Source organism: Brenneria rubrifaciens (genome assembly GCF_005484945.1).
In the GTDB taxonomy this organism is placed as follows: domain Bacteria; phylum Pseudomonadota; class Gammaproteobacteria; order Enterobacterales; family Enterobacteriaceae; genus Brenneria; species Brenneria rubrifaciens.
Genome location: NZ_CP034035.1, coordinates 2,489,801 through 2,506,253 on the forward strand (window position 1 = coordinate 2,489,801; position 16,453 = coordinate 2,506,253).

General features: G+C 47.9%; 9 protein-coding genes. All 9 read right to left on the reverse strand.

Annotation, left to right across the window (positions count from 1 at the left end; translation table 11 throughout):
- Positions 1–25: 25 nt before the first annotated feature.
- Positions 26–6,493, reverse strand: a complete 6,468-nt coding sequence (locus tag EH207_RS11355; RefSeq protein ID WP_137714087.1) for a non-ribosomal peptide synthetase — start codon at positions 6,491–6,493, stop codon at positions 26–28.
- Between the two features lie 395 nt (positions 6,494–6,888).
- Entirely contained in the window at positions 6,889–7,833 is a 945-nt protein-coding gene (locus EH207_RS11360; protein WP_137714088.1) for an AEC family transporter, read from the reverse strand.
- Between the two features lie 831 nt (positions 7,834–8,664).
- Positions 8,665–9,159: a TlpA family protein disulfide reductase gene (locus tag EH207_RS11365; protein WP_137714089.1), complete on the reverse strand. Its 495-nt coding sequence runs from the start codon at positions 9,157–9,159 to the stop codon at positions 8,665–8,667.
- The gene (locus tag EH207_RS11370; protein ID WP_137714090.1) at positions 9,146–9,865 is read right to left on the reverse strand and encodes an ABC transporter ATP-binding protein; all 720 of its coding nucleotides are present in this window, start codon (positions 9,863–9,865) and stop codon (positions 9,146–9,148) included. The genes EH207_RS11365 and EH207_RS11370 overlap by 14 nt, the downstream gene beginning before the upstream one ends.
- Before the next feature lie 3 nt (positions 9,866–9,868).
- The gene (locus EH207_RS11375) at positions 9,869–10,981 is read right to left on the reverse strand and encodes an ABC transporter permease (protein ID WP_175413730.1); all 1,113 of its coding nucleotides are present in this window, start codon (positions 10,979–10,981) and stop codon (positions 9,869–9,871) included.
- Positions 10,982–10,997: 16 nt separating this feature from the next.
- Positions 10,998–12,287 (reverse strand): ABC transporter permease, encoded by a 1,290-nt coding sequence (locus tag EH207_RS11380; RefSeq protein ID WP_137714091.1) that lies wholly within the window; start codon positions 12,285–12,287, stop codon positions 10,998–11,000.
- Between the two features lie 2 nt (positions 12,288–12,289).
- Positions 12,290–13,687 carry a Fe-S-containing protein gene (locus tag EH207_RS11385; RefSeq protein WP_137714092.1) on the reverse strand — a complete coding sequence of 466 codons (1,398 nt, stop codon included), beginning with the start codon at positions 13,685–13,687 and terminating at the stop codon, positions 12,290–12,292.
- Between the two features lie 179 nt (positions 13,688–13,866).
- On the reverse strand, positions 13,867–14,394 hold the full coding sequence (locus EH207_RS11390; protein ID WP_137714093.1) for an iron transporter: 528 nt from the start codon (positions 14,392–14,394) through the stop codon (positions 13,867–13,869).
- 119 nt (positions 14,395–14,513) lie between these two features.
- On the reverse strand, positions 14,514–16,427 hold the full coding sequence (locus tag EH207_RS11395) for an FTR1 family protein (protein ID WP_137714094.1): 1,914 nt from the start codon (positions 16,425–16,427) through the stop codon (positions 14,514–14,516).
- Positions 16,428–16,453 lie beyond the last annotated feature (26 nt).

The following is a 16,453-nucleotide window of genomic DNA, read 5'->3' on the forward strand; positions in this document are numbered from 1 at the left end:
TTTGATCACAATTAGTTAAAATTGATCATGCATTTTGAGCCGTTAAATTTTCGGCGAAAGACATAAAATCACTTTTTATTATTGTTGAGATGACATCTATCTCAGCACGTGAATATTTTGTCTTATCGTAAAGTAACTCTATGAGAAGATTACCATCAATTTTATCAATGTTAACCCATACTTTATAAGTATGAATCGTCCCAAAGGATACACCTTTCCATAGGTTGGATTTTTTTAAACCTATAAAGTTTGAATACCGTCCATTATCCAATGATCCCCGGTAATTAATCATGACTGATGGCCAAGTAAATCCGGGAATGGCGACTTCAGGGTTAATATTCTTCAAATAAGTTAAACTGCGCAATCCAAGTCCTTTGAAGGAGATGGATTTTCTCAATGCATTAATCTTAATAGAACTATTTAAAATGCTATCCGTTTTATCTACTACAATTGGCAGCGGTAAAAACTCAATACACTGTCCCAACACTGTAGAAAGATCATCATTTTTTCCAAACGGTATCCGGCACATGTCTACATTGTCAATAAAGAGCGATATTTTATCATCTTTAATTTTTCCAAAGGAAAATGTCAATAACGACAACAACACATCTATAACGTCAACATTAACTTCATATAAATGTATATTAAAGAAAACGCTGCTCATCTCTTGGTTGAATTTAATATACTTTATCCCGACATCATGACATAAAGAACTGTATTCTTCAGCGTGAAGATTTTTTAACGTAGAAATTTCTTCATTGTTAATGCTCTTATAATATTCAGTCCGATTTACCGAACAATCACCGCTAATACTGGATAACATATCCCACGGCTGTTCGCGCCAATATTTTAGAATGTCCTGATAGTATTTAGTAGTATAAAGCTCAAGGTCATCATACCAATTATTCAAATAATAGATATCACGGTAAACAGGAACAGGTTTTTCCCCGTTCATTATCAAAAAATAATAACGTTCTATCTCATCCAATAATAACCTAAAACTGTATCCATCAACAATGTAATGATGCGTTAAAATAAATAACGTGTTATAGCAATGTTCATTTACTTTTGCTTCGAATAATATACATTTCGCGAGTGGCACATTACGATCAAACTTAAATGAATACTGTTCATTGGCCGCAGCATAGGATAGCGCCGCGTCAGCCTCAACCCTGGAAGAAAAGCACCCTATTTGTTGGATATGAAGCCCTTCGGCGGAAACCAGCGAATAGAATTGAATATCATCATCCTTTTGATCAGCCACCATACGCAACAAGCTATAGTCCTGAGTAAGCTGATTTATGGCTTGAATCAATACAGACTTATCTAATACATTTTCAGTATCAATGAACATCTCCGAAATATTAAAATGCTCCATCAACTTCACACGGTGATAAAAAAATCGCACCATAGGAAGCGTTTTTAACCTGTTATTTTCATTGGATGAAACATACTCATTTTTAAAACACTGTTCTTTTATGGAGGCGGCCAACGTATCCAATACGGGATTGTTATAAATCTGACTGACGGTAAAATTAACGCCTTTTGCCGCTGCCAGCGCAACGCACCGTACACTCAGCATAGAGTTTCCACCGAGGTCGAAAAAATTTGATTTTTTATTAATGTTATTGGTTAAAAGCAGTTTTTCCCATATGTCTGCAATAATGCGTTCTGTGGTGGTAAAATTATTCGCACTGATAGAGTGTGTAAGATTTTCATCATCCTCGAATACCAGACCTGCTCGGTTTAGCTTACCACCAGACAAACGTGGCAGTTCGTTGCGAAATACAATTTTATTCGGTATCGAATAAGTGGGCAGTCTATTCCTCATATATTGTTTGAGGGTATCTTCAGACACTGGGGACATATCGGTTACGAGAAAAGCGACAAGAAGAACAGTATCGTGATGGGTGATTAACTTTGCTGCCGCATCCTTTATTTGAGGATGGGTTTTTAATACCAATTCAATTTCTTCAAGTTCGACTCTAAACCCTCTATATTTTACTTGATTATCCTTTCTTCCAATTAATTCGAGTAAATCATCTTCTCTGAAGCGCCCGATATCGCCGGTTTTATACATGAGCGATCCGAAATCTTTCAATACATCAATATCGTTAGGAACAAACTTTTCTTGAGTGAGTGTTGAATCTAAAAGATAGCCATCGGATAAGCATCTTCCCGCAATCACCAACTCTCCTGAGACGCCTCTGGGCACCAATTTATTTTTTCTATTAACGATGGCGATGCCAACATTTGTCAACGGGACACCGACAGGAATGATATCGGTATCCGTTAATGTTTCCTTATCAACTAAGCAAGTCGCCGCATTAGAACAACATTCCGTTGAGCCATAGAAATTAAATAAAGGGACGTCCGGGAAGGTTTCATAAAAATCTTTTGCCAGAGATGGCGACAACGGTTCGGCACTTGAGGTGACAAATCTTAGTGAGTGGCGGGCTAATAACGCTTTATCCTCAAAGGATAATAATAAAGAGATGACGCTGGGAGAACATAAAAGATGGGTTATTTTCTTAAACACTAAAACGTCAACAAAACGTTCGGGATCGAGCAACTCCTGTTCGCTTAATAAGTAACTCGGTACGCCTTTAAGTAAAGCACCGTAAATTTCCCAAGCACTAGCAACCAGAGAAGCCGATTTTTGTACGATAGCACGATCATTGGATTGAAAAGGATGGGTATCCCACATCCATTGTAATCGATTAACACACGCTTTTACTGGAATGATAACGCCTTTTGGAACCCCGCTAGACCCGGATGTATAGACAATTTGTAGTGTTGTATTTTCTGGCGCTTTCCGCCAGGGGGTCACATTTCGCTCGGAAGATAAAGCGGCGATCTCATCAGTACTGATGATCACATATTTTTTGTCAAAACCCGTGGCGAGTCTGTCGGTGACAATGGCGATAGGGTTAAGGGATTCAGCGATAGCCACGACTCTCTTCTGAGAATTATAGCTTCCTGCTACCACGTAGGTTATTCCCATTTTGCAACATGCTAAGATTAGCGCAATACAATGAATACCCCTATCATTTTGGATTAAAATTCGCGCCCCGTCATGACATCCCTTACTTTCCAGGTAAAAGCAAATGGAATTGATATAGCAATCAAGTTCACTATACGTTATGCTGCCATCTTTCCAAATATAAGCGGTATCATGCTTATACTTTTCTAAAGCTTCATTCAGTGTATTTGAAAGAGAGATCAGTTCACCGGAACGTGCTTTTTGAATATTATTATATTCCTCCAGAAAATTAATTTCAGAACTTGATAGGCATGGATAGTCACCGATAGGACTTGTCGTATTTTTAATGATATTTGTTATCAGTTCCTTGAAATTTTCAGCCATTCGGATGATATACCCTCTACTGAAAAGATCTACACAATAAGTGAACTGAAAATATAATGTATCGTTTTCTTCCTGACAATATAAGACTAAATCATATTTGCTGTAATGATTATTTATTTCTTTGACCCTAACAAGTAACTCTTGACGCTTTTGTGATGTAGAAATATTTTCTGCTTGTTCAGAATACATATTGAACATAATTTGAAATATTGGAGAAACATTACTGTCGCGAGAAAAATTCAATGACTCCAGCATCCAACTAAAAGGATAATTCGCATGCGATAAAGAGTGACTGACTTTTTCGTTGACCTGGCTGAGATAATCAATGAAATGATTTTCCTCATCTATCTTCACCCTTAGAGGAAGCATGTTCAAGAAAAAACCAATAAGGTTCTCAGTGCCGCTTTTTTCTCTGATCACATGGGGTGCACCGATGATAACATCGGTTTGCTCAGTATAGTTGTAAATCAGCAAATCAAAAATGGCCAGTATTGTGGAAAATAGTGTTGCATTAGCCGATTTAGCCACAGCATGAAGATTATTACGGTCATCGGAGGATAATGAAAAACCTACTGAGTCACAACGATATGACCGTATTGCCGGTCTTTTCTTATCGCTGGGTAAGAGTATTTTAGGCAGTTCGCCACTAAGCGATTGTTCCCAAAAGCGCTTTTGCTCCGATAATGAGTTTTTGTTGATATGATTTTTTTCCCAGGAAACATAGTCTTTAAATGCTATCTTTTCTTTTTCCACTGGAAGATGATGATAAAAAGATGAAAACTTCTTAGCCAACAGAGAAAGAGACCAGGCATCCATTATAATCTCATGCGTGGTAAACAATATCATTGCTCTGGCGTCACTCATTTTGATGAGCAATGCTTTATAAATAGGACCTTTTTCTAAATCAAATTCATATTCTGCATTCTTTAACTTTATTTCTTTTAACTTTTCCGCCTGAACTTCTTCTGAATATGGGGAAAAATCTAATTCATCCAGCGTGGTATTGGGTGTACTGAACCGGATAAAAGGCTCCCCCCCTTCTTCCAGAAATCTTATGCTGAACGTGTCATAGCTTTCAATTAATTCACCCCATGCAGATCGTATGTTGTTGCTATCGATATGGCCTGTCAGTTCAAAACTTGTTTGAAGGATATAATTTTTTATTTCTGGTTCAAGTTTCCATAAAAACCACAGATGGCGCTGTGTCTGACTCAACGGATAATTTCCATCCGGGGAAGCAGATGATTGTGTAATCTCAGGCAACATCACACGGTTGTCACCATTCTCAATTTTTTTAGCCAATTCATCTATAGTGAGGTTATATAATTCAAAGAGTTGGACGCCGCATGACATTTCTTTATTGATAAAATTAATTGCCAACATAGCGCGCAGAGAATCTCCGCCTAATTCAATAAATTTATCTTTTATACCGACTTTATCCAAGTGTAGCACTCTGCTAAAAATAGAGCATAGCTGCTTTTCTTGGCTGCTTTGTGGTGGAGAATATTCCGTATCAATCACCGGCCTAATGTTATCGGGTGAGGGTAATGCATTGTAATCAAGCTTGCCATTGCTGTTCGTCGGTATCTTGCCTAATTGATAAAACGCGTCAGGAACCATGTAGTCAGGCAATTTCTCACGGATGAAATCAACTAACTCTTTTCGTGTAACCGGCGCCAACACTTCAATAAAGGTAACTAATCTAGGAAGATAATCTTGTTCTGTTTTATTTTCCAGATTTTCCCGTGACGTAATTTTTATTTTATTCTCATTTATCAGTTTTGTTGCGCTGATTTTTATTTTTTCAAATTTGCTTATCACATTATCTACTTCATTTAATTCAATGCGATAACCTCTTAATTTTACTTGCCTGTCCGTTCTGCCCAGACATTCGAAAAGACCATCAGACCTTATTTTGACTAGATCGCCTGTTTTGTATAGTCGGGAAACTTGTTCCCCTTGCTGAAACGGATTGGACAAGAAAGCCGAGGCTGTTTTCTCTGCGTCGTTAATATAACCACAGGATACACCGACGCCACTGACATACAGCTCGCCGATTTCACCGTCAGCCACCTGTTTCAAATCGCCCTCTGAAGCAGGTTCAATAACATAGGCTGTCAATCCCTCTATGGGTTTTCCTATTGGGGTGTACCCGGAAGTTGGCGTTGATGTAATCAGATGGTGCATCACGCCATCGGCGCATTCAGTTGGCCCATAATGATTTAAAATTGGAATATGCGGAAAAATAGCAAACCATTTCTTGCACAACCAGGGTTGTAATGGTTCGCCTACAGTGGCGATAACTCTGATTGTTGAAAGAGAGGCACAATGATCAATCTTGCGAATACCTTCAATAAATTGATTTAATAGTGAAGGAACATATTGAACCACGGTGATTGCAAATCGGTTCAAGGCTGCATAAAAGCAGGGTATATCCCGTATTGTTTCTGATGAGATGATACTTGTGGTTCCACCGACCATTAATGCTGATAAAAATTGCCATAATGATATATCAAAACACTGAGAGGCGGTTTGTGCCAGGGTATCCTGGTCATTAAGCGACAAATCCTTTACTTTCGCCACCAAATGATTTGCTAAACCTTTATGCTGAATCATGACGCCTTTCGGTTCGCCTGTTGTACCAGAGGTAAATATAATGTAGGCGAGATCATTATCATCGTAGCAATAATCCGTTTTTTCATCGACTGGATTTAATAACACATCCAAATTTAGGATTTCTGTTTCATTAGAAAATTCATTATGTTTTTCGTGTTTTTCTTCTATTAAAACAGTTTTGCAATTACTTTTCTGGCACATATACGCCAGGCGTTCAGAGGGGTAGGAAGAGTCTAAAGGAAGATATACAGCACGCAGCTTGAATATAGCCAGCATGACAGCTAATAAATTACAACTTCGCTCAATCATGACGCCAACAATATCACCTTGCCGCACGCCACGGCGAGCCAGATTGCCGGCAATATTATTTGATAGTGAGTCTAACTGCTGATAGGTTAATGCATCGCTTTCGTCGATAACAGCTATTTTTGATGGATGGTTTATAACGTATTTTCGGAAATGATTGATAACACCCTTTTGCCTAACATCTTCCATGTTGATGGTTCCCATTAGCTACCTCTGTGAATGGTTTTTTCGTCATTAATAAAGCCATAATAATAAGCATAATTATATATAGGATGAGTCATATGAACGCGCATATATTTCAAGTTTGAAATATATGCGCTATAACAATATGTGAGTACAATCGATACCGTTATTTTTAACATTGTAATAAATACCAATAATAAATATTAACTGGCTAATGATTCTTTGAGTGAGTTTATTTTTTCTTAATGAGATATGACTGAACAATATACTCCTCAGAGGAGAGTGTTCAAGTAGTATTATTGAATAAATCAGATATGAAACCTACTCATGCAGGCGGAGTTCAACAGAATCGTGCGTTGGCTGTGTTACCCGGCGTCACTCCTGCCGGGTAACAAGGGGGAAGAGGGTTTTTAACGCTAGGTCATCATATAAATCACCAGACCTTCGGTGAAAATCCCTATCGCAGTGCCAATCAATATTGAGGAAGAAGCGGACTCCACATAGGTCTCGCTGCGTACCGCAAACATGCCGGCGGCGATGGCGGACGGCGTGGCGCCGATAATCACCACCTGCTGCATCAGGGTGGGGCTCAATCCGAAGGCCACGCCCGCCGCAGCCATAATCGCCGGCTGCACCAGATTTTTCAGGCTGATGTTGGTAAAGGTATGCCGATTGAATTTCGGGCTTTCACCATAAAACAGTAAACCGAGCGCAAACAGTGAAATCCCGCCGGCGGTTTTACCCATGGTGTCAATCGACGAATAAAGCAGTTCTGGAATTTTGATCCCCAGCAGGCTGAGTATCACCCCCAGAATCGGAATCCACACAATCGGATTTCGCGCGGCTTTAAACAGGTTTTTCAGGATCATAATGCCCAGACTCTCCTGATTAGCGCCATCCTTGTCGCTGTCTCCCATACGAATCAGCACAATCGTCAACGGGATCATGAACACGCTGGTAATCAGGTTGCCGATCAATACCCCCAGGAACCCTTCGGGGCCGATGAGCACAGCCAGAACCGGTGCGCCAAAGTAAGCCATGTCGGGAAACGCGCACACCAGCGACTGAATCGCGCCGGTCTTGATATCCTGACGAAAGACAAAGCGGGAAATGCACAGCGTCAGCAGATAAGAGCCCATCAGACCGATGAACAGCACCGCCATGAAAGAGAAGTTTTTAATTTTTTCGGGGTCGGTATTTAAAGCGCCGATAAACAGATGCAACGGCAAGGCAAATCGAATCACGACTGTCGCTAATACGCCAGCGTCTTCGCGTTTCGTGTAGTTTAATTTCCCACTAAGCCAACCCATAATCATAATAAAAACTAACGGGAACAAAGATGATAATAATAATGAAGACATAAAAAACCTATATTTTATCTACGTTATAAGAGGATTCAGTTTTTATCTTTTTTTAAAAAATTCTATTGTGATTATCGTCACACGATTTTTTATATTTAGTTTTCAATAATTAATAAACACAAAACAAACTAAGATAAGGAATTAATAAAAATTAAAATCACCATAACGGTTAATATATTTATATAAATAATATTTCCGTGAACCCCATTTCTTTAACCAATGAACGCCAATTTCAGCAATCCACTTCACGAAAAAAAGCTTTTTTTGCTTATTTTTCATACTAATAACATAACCGTGACGGTTTCGCCTGGCGTATCCGCATACGCAAAGCTATTTTCAGTCCACTTTCTCAATTTCGCCTGTTATTTATATTTAATTTCTCTTCGTGCCCGCATTTTATTAAAAAATAAGCGCCACATCGAAATTAATGTATAAATATAAAAACCAAATACGAGAAGCCACTGACTTAAATGCAATCACGCGTATTAAAATCTCACGGCATAAAACAGGAAATGGATGACTGGCGGCATACCACTCTCCAGGCATGGATATCGCCGGTTAAAAAGGCTATTTTCATGCAACGGACAGGCATCGGCAATTTAGATCGGGGCGAATAAAAAATCGTATTGATCTGCCTGTTATACCGCCGGGTGAGCAGGTTAATTCAGGCAGATCGCGGATAGGAACATGACACCTTGCCTACAATTTCAATAACTGACGGATTTTATCACGCTGTGCGGCACAGGCTGCCTGATTGCGGGCGTCATTGATACCCTGCGGATAAAACCACGCCCAATCGTCGTGCCGGTGTCGGCTTCAGGGCAAGGCGAATCACACGCCCCGCGCCAGCCGCTCAAACAACGAAAGCAATTGTTCCTCATTTCTCGCGCCCTGATACTGTTCCACGACCTTGCCGTTGGCATTGATGATAAACGAAGTCGGGGTGCCGATAACCTGATAGCGCGCCTGGGTGATCCCCAATTGATCGCGGATCACCGGATACGTCACGTTGTGCTGCGCCAGCAGCGGGGTAAGATCCACACTGTCGGGATCGGTATTGACCGCCACCACGACCACTTTATCGCTGTAGGTTTTACTGAGTTTTTCCAGCGTGTCCATTTCGGACAAACAGCCGCCGCAGCTTGAAGACCAGAAATTCAGGTACACGCTTTTTCCCTGCCAGCGGGTCAACGCCACCTGCTGACCGGTCAAATCGTAAGCCGCCAGCGTTGGCGCTTTGGCGCCAATACTCACCTGCTCCTCTTTACAGCCGCCCAGCAGCGCCAGGGCCAGACAGACCACGCTGAGCGAGTTACGCCATTGCATGATGGTTAATCTCCTCACTTAAATACTTGCCATGCTGCAAACGGATAATGCGGTCGGCAAACTTGCCGAGTTCAGGGTTATGCGTCACCATCACGATGGTCCGCCCCTGACGGTGCAAGTCCCTCAACAGATCCAACACCCGCCGCTCATTCTCTTCATCCAGATTCCCCGTCGGCTCATCAGCGAAAATAACGGGCGGCTCATTTACCAGCGCACGGGCAATACACACCCGCTGCTGCTCGCCGCCGGAAAGCTGGCTTGGCAGGTGATCCACGCGATGCGCCAGGTCAACCTGCTCCAGCACCCGCCGCGCCGCCGCTTCATCCACGATGCTGTGGTAATGCTGGGCCAGCATGATATTTTCCAGCGCGGTCAAGAAAGGGATCAAATGGAACTGCTGAAAGACCAAACCAATTTTATCCGCCCTGAATTTGCGCCGCCCTTCTTCATCCAGCGCCGCCGCATCAATCCCGTCCAACAGCACCTGTCCGTCACTGACCGTATCCAGACAGGTAAGTATGTTCATCAGCGTCGTCTTACCCGAACCGGACGCCCCCATAACGGCCACGAACTCGCCACGGGTAATGCGGATGTTGATATCTTCCAGCGCGGTCACCTGACCAAAACGTTTATACAACCGGCGCGTTTCGATCACCGCGTCTTCCGGGGCTGGTTTCGCCGCTTGATCCTGTGTGACTAAGCACATCGACTACTCTCCTTTGAGAACGTTGGCGGGGTCGACATAAATCGCCCGCCGGGTAGGAACAATGGCCGCCACCGCCGCCACCAGCAAAGAAAGCGCCAGCGTTAACGGAAATACCGGCGCTCGCAATGAAATTGAGGCGTTGAACACCGCCATGCCCAACACCTGCGCCAACAGATAGCCGATCAGCGAACCGCAGATCACTGCCGCCAGTGCAATAATGCCGGTTTCCGCCAACATCTGACGGATGATATCCCGCCCGCTGGCGCCCAGCGCTTTCTGTAATGCAAACTCGCGCGCGCGTTCACCGACAATCGCCATCAGCGTCGTATTGACGCACAGGGACGACAGCACCAGAATGACCGCCGAAACCAGCCCCATCAGCCCTTTGATCTTATTCAGCACCTGACCTTCCGAGGCCGAAACTTTGAGAATGGGGCGAATGTCCAACTGCGGATACTGCCGCTGCAAGCTGGCCGCAAATTGATCCACCTGTCCCAGATCGTTGCTGACGCTGAGCAGCGCGTTACTGATCGTCCCTGCTCTATCCAGCCATTTCTGCGCCAGCGCCAGATTGACGATCAGCATATTGTCGGTGGCATCGCCCGATTCCACGATGCCTTTAATCAGCAAGCGTTGCCTGCCGCCGTCGCCCACCAGCGTGACGCCGTCGCCCACTTTTAGGTTCAGCCGTTCCGCCAGCTTGACGCCAATCATCGCATTACGATCGTCAAAACTGACGCCAATCCAGTTGCCGGTCACCTGCCAGTATGGGGCCAGCGGGCGCAGCGACTCAAACCACACGCCCATCAGAACGACTTTCTCCAGTTCCGTGCGCGCCATCCCGTACAGATAAGGGCTGGCGGCCTTGATCAATCCGGCCGGGGCGTTTTCCAAGATCGGCTGAAAAGTACGTTGCGGCAGCGAATTTCCCCGCGCGGGACCGATATAGAAATTGGCGCCGAAGGTGCGTAGTTCCTGACTCATTTTGGCGTTGATATCGAAATAGACGGCGGACATGGCGGTCACGATGGCCGCACCGACGGTCAGGGCGGCAAACACCACCCCCACCCGTTGCCTACGCAGACGCAGCGCGCGCAACACCAGCCGCCAGAACATGCCGTTCATCCAGACATTAGCGGCCATACAGCACCTCCACCGGATAGAGTTTGGCGATGCGCCGCGCCGGGAACCAGGTGCCAACCACCGCAATCAGCATGGAAATGACCAGCACGCAGGGAATGACGATCCAGGCAAAACTGAGCGGCACGCCGAACAGCATCAGACCAATGGCCTTCGCCAGCCCCCATCCGGCCACGCAGCCCGCCATCCCGCCAATCAGCCCGCTTAGCGCCGCCTCCAGATAGAACAACAGCATAATCTGCCACTGCCGCGCGCCCAGCGCTTTCATCAGGCCGATCTCGTTGGCCCGCTCCATAATAGTGCTGGTCATCAGGGAGGCGATCCCCATCGCCGCAGCGACCAGCGCGGCGAAGGTGACGACCGCCAGCAACAGTTGAATTTTGTCGATAACCACGCCTTCCGATGCCGCCACTTGCCAGATAGGACGCACCACGGAACCGGAAATCGCCTCTTCCAGTTGATGCGCGATGGAGGAAACGTAAGCGGTACAGTACCAGAGGTCATACTCTTCGGCGTTCAGCGCGTCCAGATGCTCACGCGCCCGGCGCGAAAGTTCGTTCTCCGGGACGGTCAGCGCCGAAACGCGGATCGCCTGCACCTTCCCCTCCAGCCCCAGCAAAGCCTGAACCGCCGCCAGCGGCATGACCAGGCGGCTCTCTTCCTCGCCGCCGCTGGTGAGAACACCGCTGATGCGCGCCGTGGTTTCGCCTTGCGGCCCGCGCAGCCGCAGTTCAGTACCCACCTGCCAGCCGTTTTGCTGCGCCAGTTGTTTACCCGCCAACGCCTCAACCGGTTTACCTTGCGCGATCGGCTCCTGCGGCCAGGCGCCCGCCACCTGCCAGTAAGGACTGACGATCCGCTGCCCGGTGCGGTAATCCTCTTCATCCGGCACCGCCACGGGCTGGGAGAAAAACGTGCCCAACACGGCGATCGGCTGGCCGTTAATCTCCATATCGCCGCTCAGCAAAGGCGCAAACCCGACAATATTGTTGCGCCAGAAAATATCCTTGATATTGGGCAGTTCCGACTCGTCCAGAAAATCCTGACCATCCAGCGGATTGCTGCGCTCGCCGAATAGCGCGGGCAACGCCGCCTGTCCTGCCGGTTCGATCAGGATATTCGCGCCATACGACTTCAATTCACGCGCCATTTTGTCGCCGATATCGATCGAAACCGCCAGCAGCGCCGAAATCAACCCCGCAGCCAGAAAGACCGTCAGCACCGCCAGCGATTTACGCCGGATATTTCTGCGCCAGGATTGACGCAACATGCGCCCTAACATTGTTATTCCCCTTCCGCGTGATCGTCTGCCGTCGCTGGCGCGGCGACAAATTTTCCGGGACTTTCACGGAAACGGTTGTAGTTCGCTTCCGTCGAGAAGAAATAGGTTTTACCCGCGTAGCGGTACTTATGTTCCGCTTTCACATTGGTGAGTTTTGATCCATCCACCGGATCAACCACCTCCATCGAAACGACGGTGCTGAAATATTGGGTTCCCGCCGCCAACGACGCCTGACCGATCATCAGTTCCTTATCATCGTTACGCCAGCCTTCGATCGGCACCGGGTTACAGCCGCCCGCTTTACCGATGGAGGGAATGAAAATGCGCACGTCGCAGGCCACGCAAATCACCTGATTGCCTTTCATCACGTAGCCTTGATCGCCGCACAGCAGGCAGGCATCAAACACCACGCCGAGCCGTAGACGGTCCGGGTAGCGATTGATGACAAAAAAGCGCACGGCCTTGCCGTCGTCGGCAATCCAGACGAAGCGATGCAGTTTGCCGTCGCGCACCTGTTCAAGCGGGATGTGCACCTTGCCGTCCGCCGCTGCCTTTACCGGCAACGCTTCAGATAACCGGGGCGGCTGCGACGCCACTTTGTCCCAGTAAAGCTGGCTTAGCAGTACGACCAACAAAGCCGCCAGCACCGCCAGCACGGTACGAAGAATATTACGGTATTCCGCCGTTGCCTGACGTTTCTCTATCGGCTCGCGGCTTTCATCGATCCGTCGGCTGGCGCGTTTTAAAGGCAGTAAATAAGCGCCCGCCAACGCCGTCATTAGCAACGCGCTGAGATAATTCAATGCGTTGGCGTTATTGGTCACCTGCGCTACATAGCTCAGGCGCGGTTTGGTCAGCCCCAGCGCCTGTAATTTCATCAACAATAGCATTAGCGTACCGCTGATCGGCAACATCAACAGCGTAAGTAATAGGATCAGCAGCGGCCAGCGCAGTCGCGGCACGCGCCGCACCATCAAGCCGCAGAGGACCGCACTGAATATCAGCCACGCCAGCGCCGCGACGATCGCGCTGCAATTCAGCAGCAAATCGGTGTTAACGACGTGCGTGGTGGTCAATGCGCTCAGGTTGGGATCGCTGCCCCAGCGCACCGCCGCGCCGACGACCAACATCGCCTGCCACAGATAACCGAGACGACGATGAGAAAAGAACTGACTGACAAAAAACAGTATCAGGCCGATCGCCTGGGCGCCCGTTATCCACAGTTGAACCTGCGATCCGTTGGGCAAGCGGGCTCCCGCCATCAACCCGGCAATCAGTGCCAGCAGGGTTATCCAACCCAGCGGTCTGATTTCAGGCGCGGCGCGATGGCTCCAGTTCACCCCCAACAGCAACGCTATCGGTAAAAAGGCCTGTAGTGTGGCAACAAAGAAATAACTCATATTTCCTTCATCTTTCAAGTTGCAGGTGCGTTGGCTTCCGGCCCCTTGAAATCTATCAGGTTATAACCACGCACACTCAAGCGAGAAAACACGCCCCTGGTGGAGAGACTGCCGGCGACATGCCCCACCGAGGCGTGAACGCCACCACGATTACGCCGTGAGCGGAGAGGACATCGTCATCACTTGATACCGACGTATTTGAAATCAAAGCTGACGTCAAACGGTTTCCACCAGCGGCCGACACCGGTTTCACTGTCGGTATGACGGTGCATCCCGGCTTTGGAGGGCGGCTCAATGGAGTAAACCACTTTGTAGTTGCCCACGCCCATCATTTTGATATTCGCCCCGTAGTGCGGGCCATCGCTGGCAACCATCGGCATAAAGGTTCCTTCCTGCTTGGCGCCGGTATCGGTATTCGTCAGGGTGTAGGCGATGGTCAGGTTCGGCACCCACTCACCGGCGCCAAAACCATTTTTGTTGCCTTCCACCGCATGGATATCCGCTTCCAGATGAATGTCTGATTTGGCTGCGGGCAACCCCATGCCGCGGGGTTCCATGTCGATCGGCTGCAGATAAACCGCCGCGATCTCCATTTCATTGATGGTGACGGCCTCTCCAGCCGGATATTCTTCAAACGCCAACACTGCCGGTACGGTGAAAATACTGGCGATTACCGCGCCAGCAACTAGACTTTTTTGCATATTCATCAAACCCTTCCTCATATCATCAATGTTCCCTCGGTCTTTAAAGCCGCAAGCTGCCTATGCCTGAAAAACTGTCGGGTGTGTCGTAACGGTTGTTTTTCTGCTTTGCATTGCTTCCTGAATCAGATCGCCGCGGATCGCCGCTTCATCACCCACAGCGCAACCAATGCGGCGACCAACAGTGCCCCTTGCGGGAGTAACGTTTCCACATAGGGGTAGATCCCCAACCCGCTGATTTCCGGCGCGCCGGTCAGCAGGGTCGGTTCAAACAGTTTCCCTTCAATCAGTTCCAGCACGCCTTTGCCCGCGAAGACAAACGCCATGAGATACATGAAACAGCCGGTAAACATAAAGAAAGGCTTCAGCGGCAATTTGACCACGGTAAAACGCATGATCAGATAAGCGATAACCAGAATCACACATCCGATGACGAACCCGGTTAAAATAGAAAGGTGACCGGCCATGTTGCTGGCATCGCCCACCAGCGCATAATAGAACAGCACGGTTTCCGCACCTTCACGATAAACCGCCAGGAAGCTGGTCAGCCACAGCCCCACCATTGAACCGCTGCTCAGCGAATGCGACAGTTTGCCTTCCAGATAGGCTTTCCAGTGCCGGGCTTCCACTTTTGAAAGCAGCCAGTAGCTCATGAAGAACAGCATCACGACGGCAATCAGCATCGTGACGCCTTCCAGCAATTCGCGGCTGGCCCCGGCGTTGGAAAACAGCAGTTGGAAAACGACGGCGGTGATGACGCTGCACACCAGCGCGACATAGACGGACTGACGAATCAGCGGCAGCTTGTCGTGGTGATGGTTCTTCACCAGATAGGCAACGATAGCCGCCACAATCAGCAATGCCTCCAGCCCTTCGCGCACAATGATCAGCAGGCTATATAGCAGCAGGTTCCAGTGTGTTTCGCCGCCCTCGCCCAGCATGGCGACCACCTTCGCCAGATCCTGTCGCAACGCATCCGCCTGCGCTTGCAGTTGCTCAATCGGCCGCCCGGCGCTCATCTGGCTGACCAACCGGGTAAAATACCCTTCCAGGGTGGATTTAAACGCCGCATCGCGGGAGCCGATCTTGTTCTCCATGCCACTGGCTTCAAACAGATCAAAGTAAGTATCCTGCACCGCCATGATGGAGGGTTTGACCTGGCCTTGACGGTATTTTTCCAGCGCGGCGGCAATGGCCTGATTGATATCGTCGCTCACTTTCGCCCAGTTCGCGTCGGGGATCGCGTCAGGGCCTGCGGCGCTATCCGCGCCCGCGGGCGCGGCCGTGACCGGCTGGCTATCGCGGGTGGTCGGCAACCCCGGCAGCACATCTTCAATATCCTGCAATAATGTCGTCACGCGATAAGCCACGTCGTTGAGTTGATCGGGCTGGCTGGCCAGCGCAATCAGCGCGGTGAATTGTTGATTGATGGACGCGGCCTGCTGAGCAGAGCGGTTCTGCCGCACCGACATTTCCATTTCAGAGTTTTTGAATCCTTCATAGTGGGCCTTTTGTACGCTCAGAGCGGCCTTTTTGTAATCGCCGTCCTGATAGTCACTTACCGCCTGCGCCAGTTGATCGTCAATGATCTTGAAGCTTTGTTGCCAGTACAGCGCGATATCGGCGTTGTCATAGGCGCCGTGCTGCTCCTGCGCCACCAGTTGATGGCCCTCCGACAAGGTAGGCAGCACCGCGGTCAGTTCGCCTTTCAGCCAGGCGATTTTTGCCTGAACCTCGGCCAGCGGTTTACCTTCGCCGATCATGCGGCGAATTTCAGCGAAAGTGGCTTCCAGTTGATAGCTTTTTTGCGCGGAGATATTGATGCGGATGGGCCCCTCAAGGTTTTCAAACACCTCGAAATAGGCCATTTGCACTTCAATACGGGCCTCGTCCGGCTTTTGCTGCTCGTAAAGTTGCGCCGTTTTATCCAGCCTGGACTGGATATCTTGAATAAAAGTAGCGTAATCCACCGCCGCGACAGCCACGCAACTGGTAAACAGCCAGCACAGCAGGAGTAAAATCTTTTGCCAGTGAGACATAAGCGTTGGGATGATTGTGCTAATGA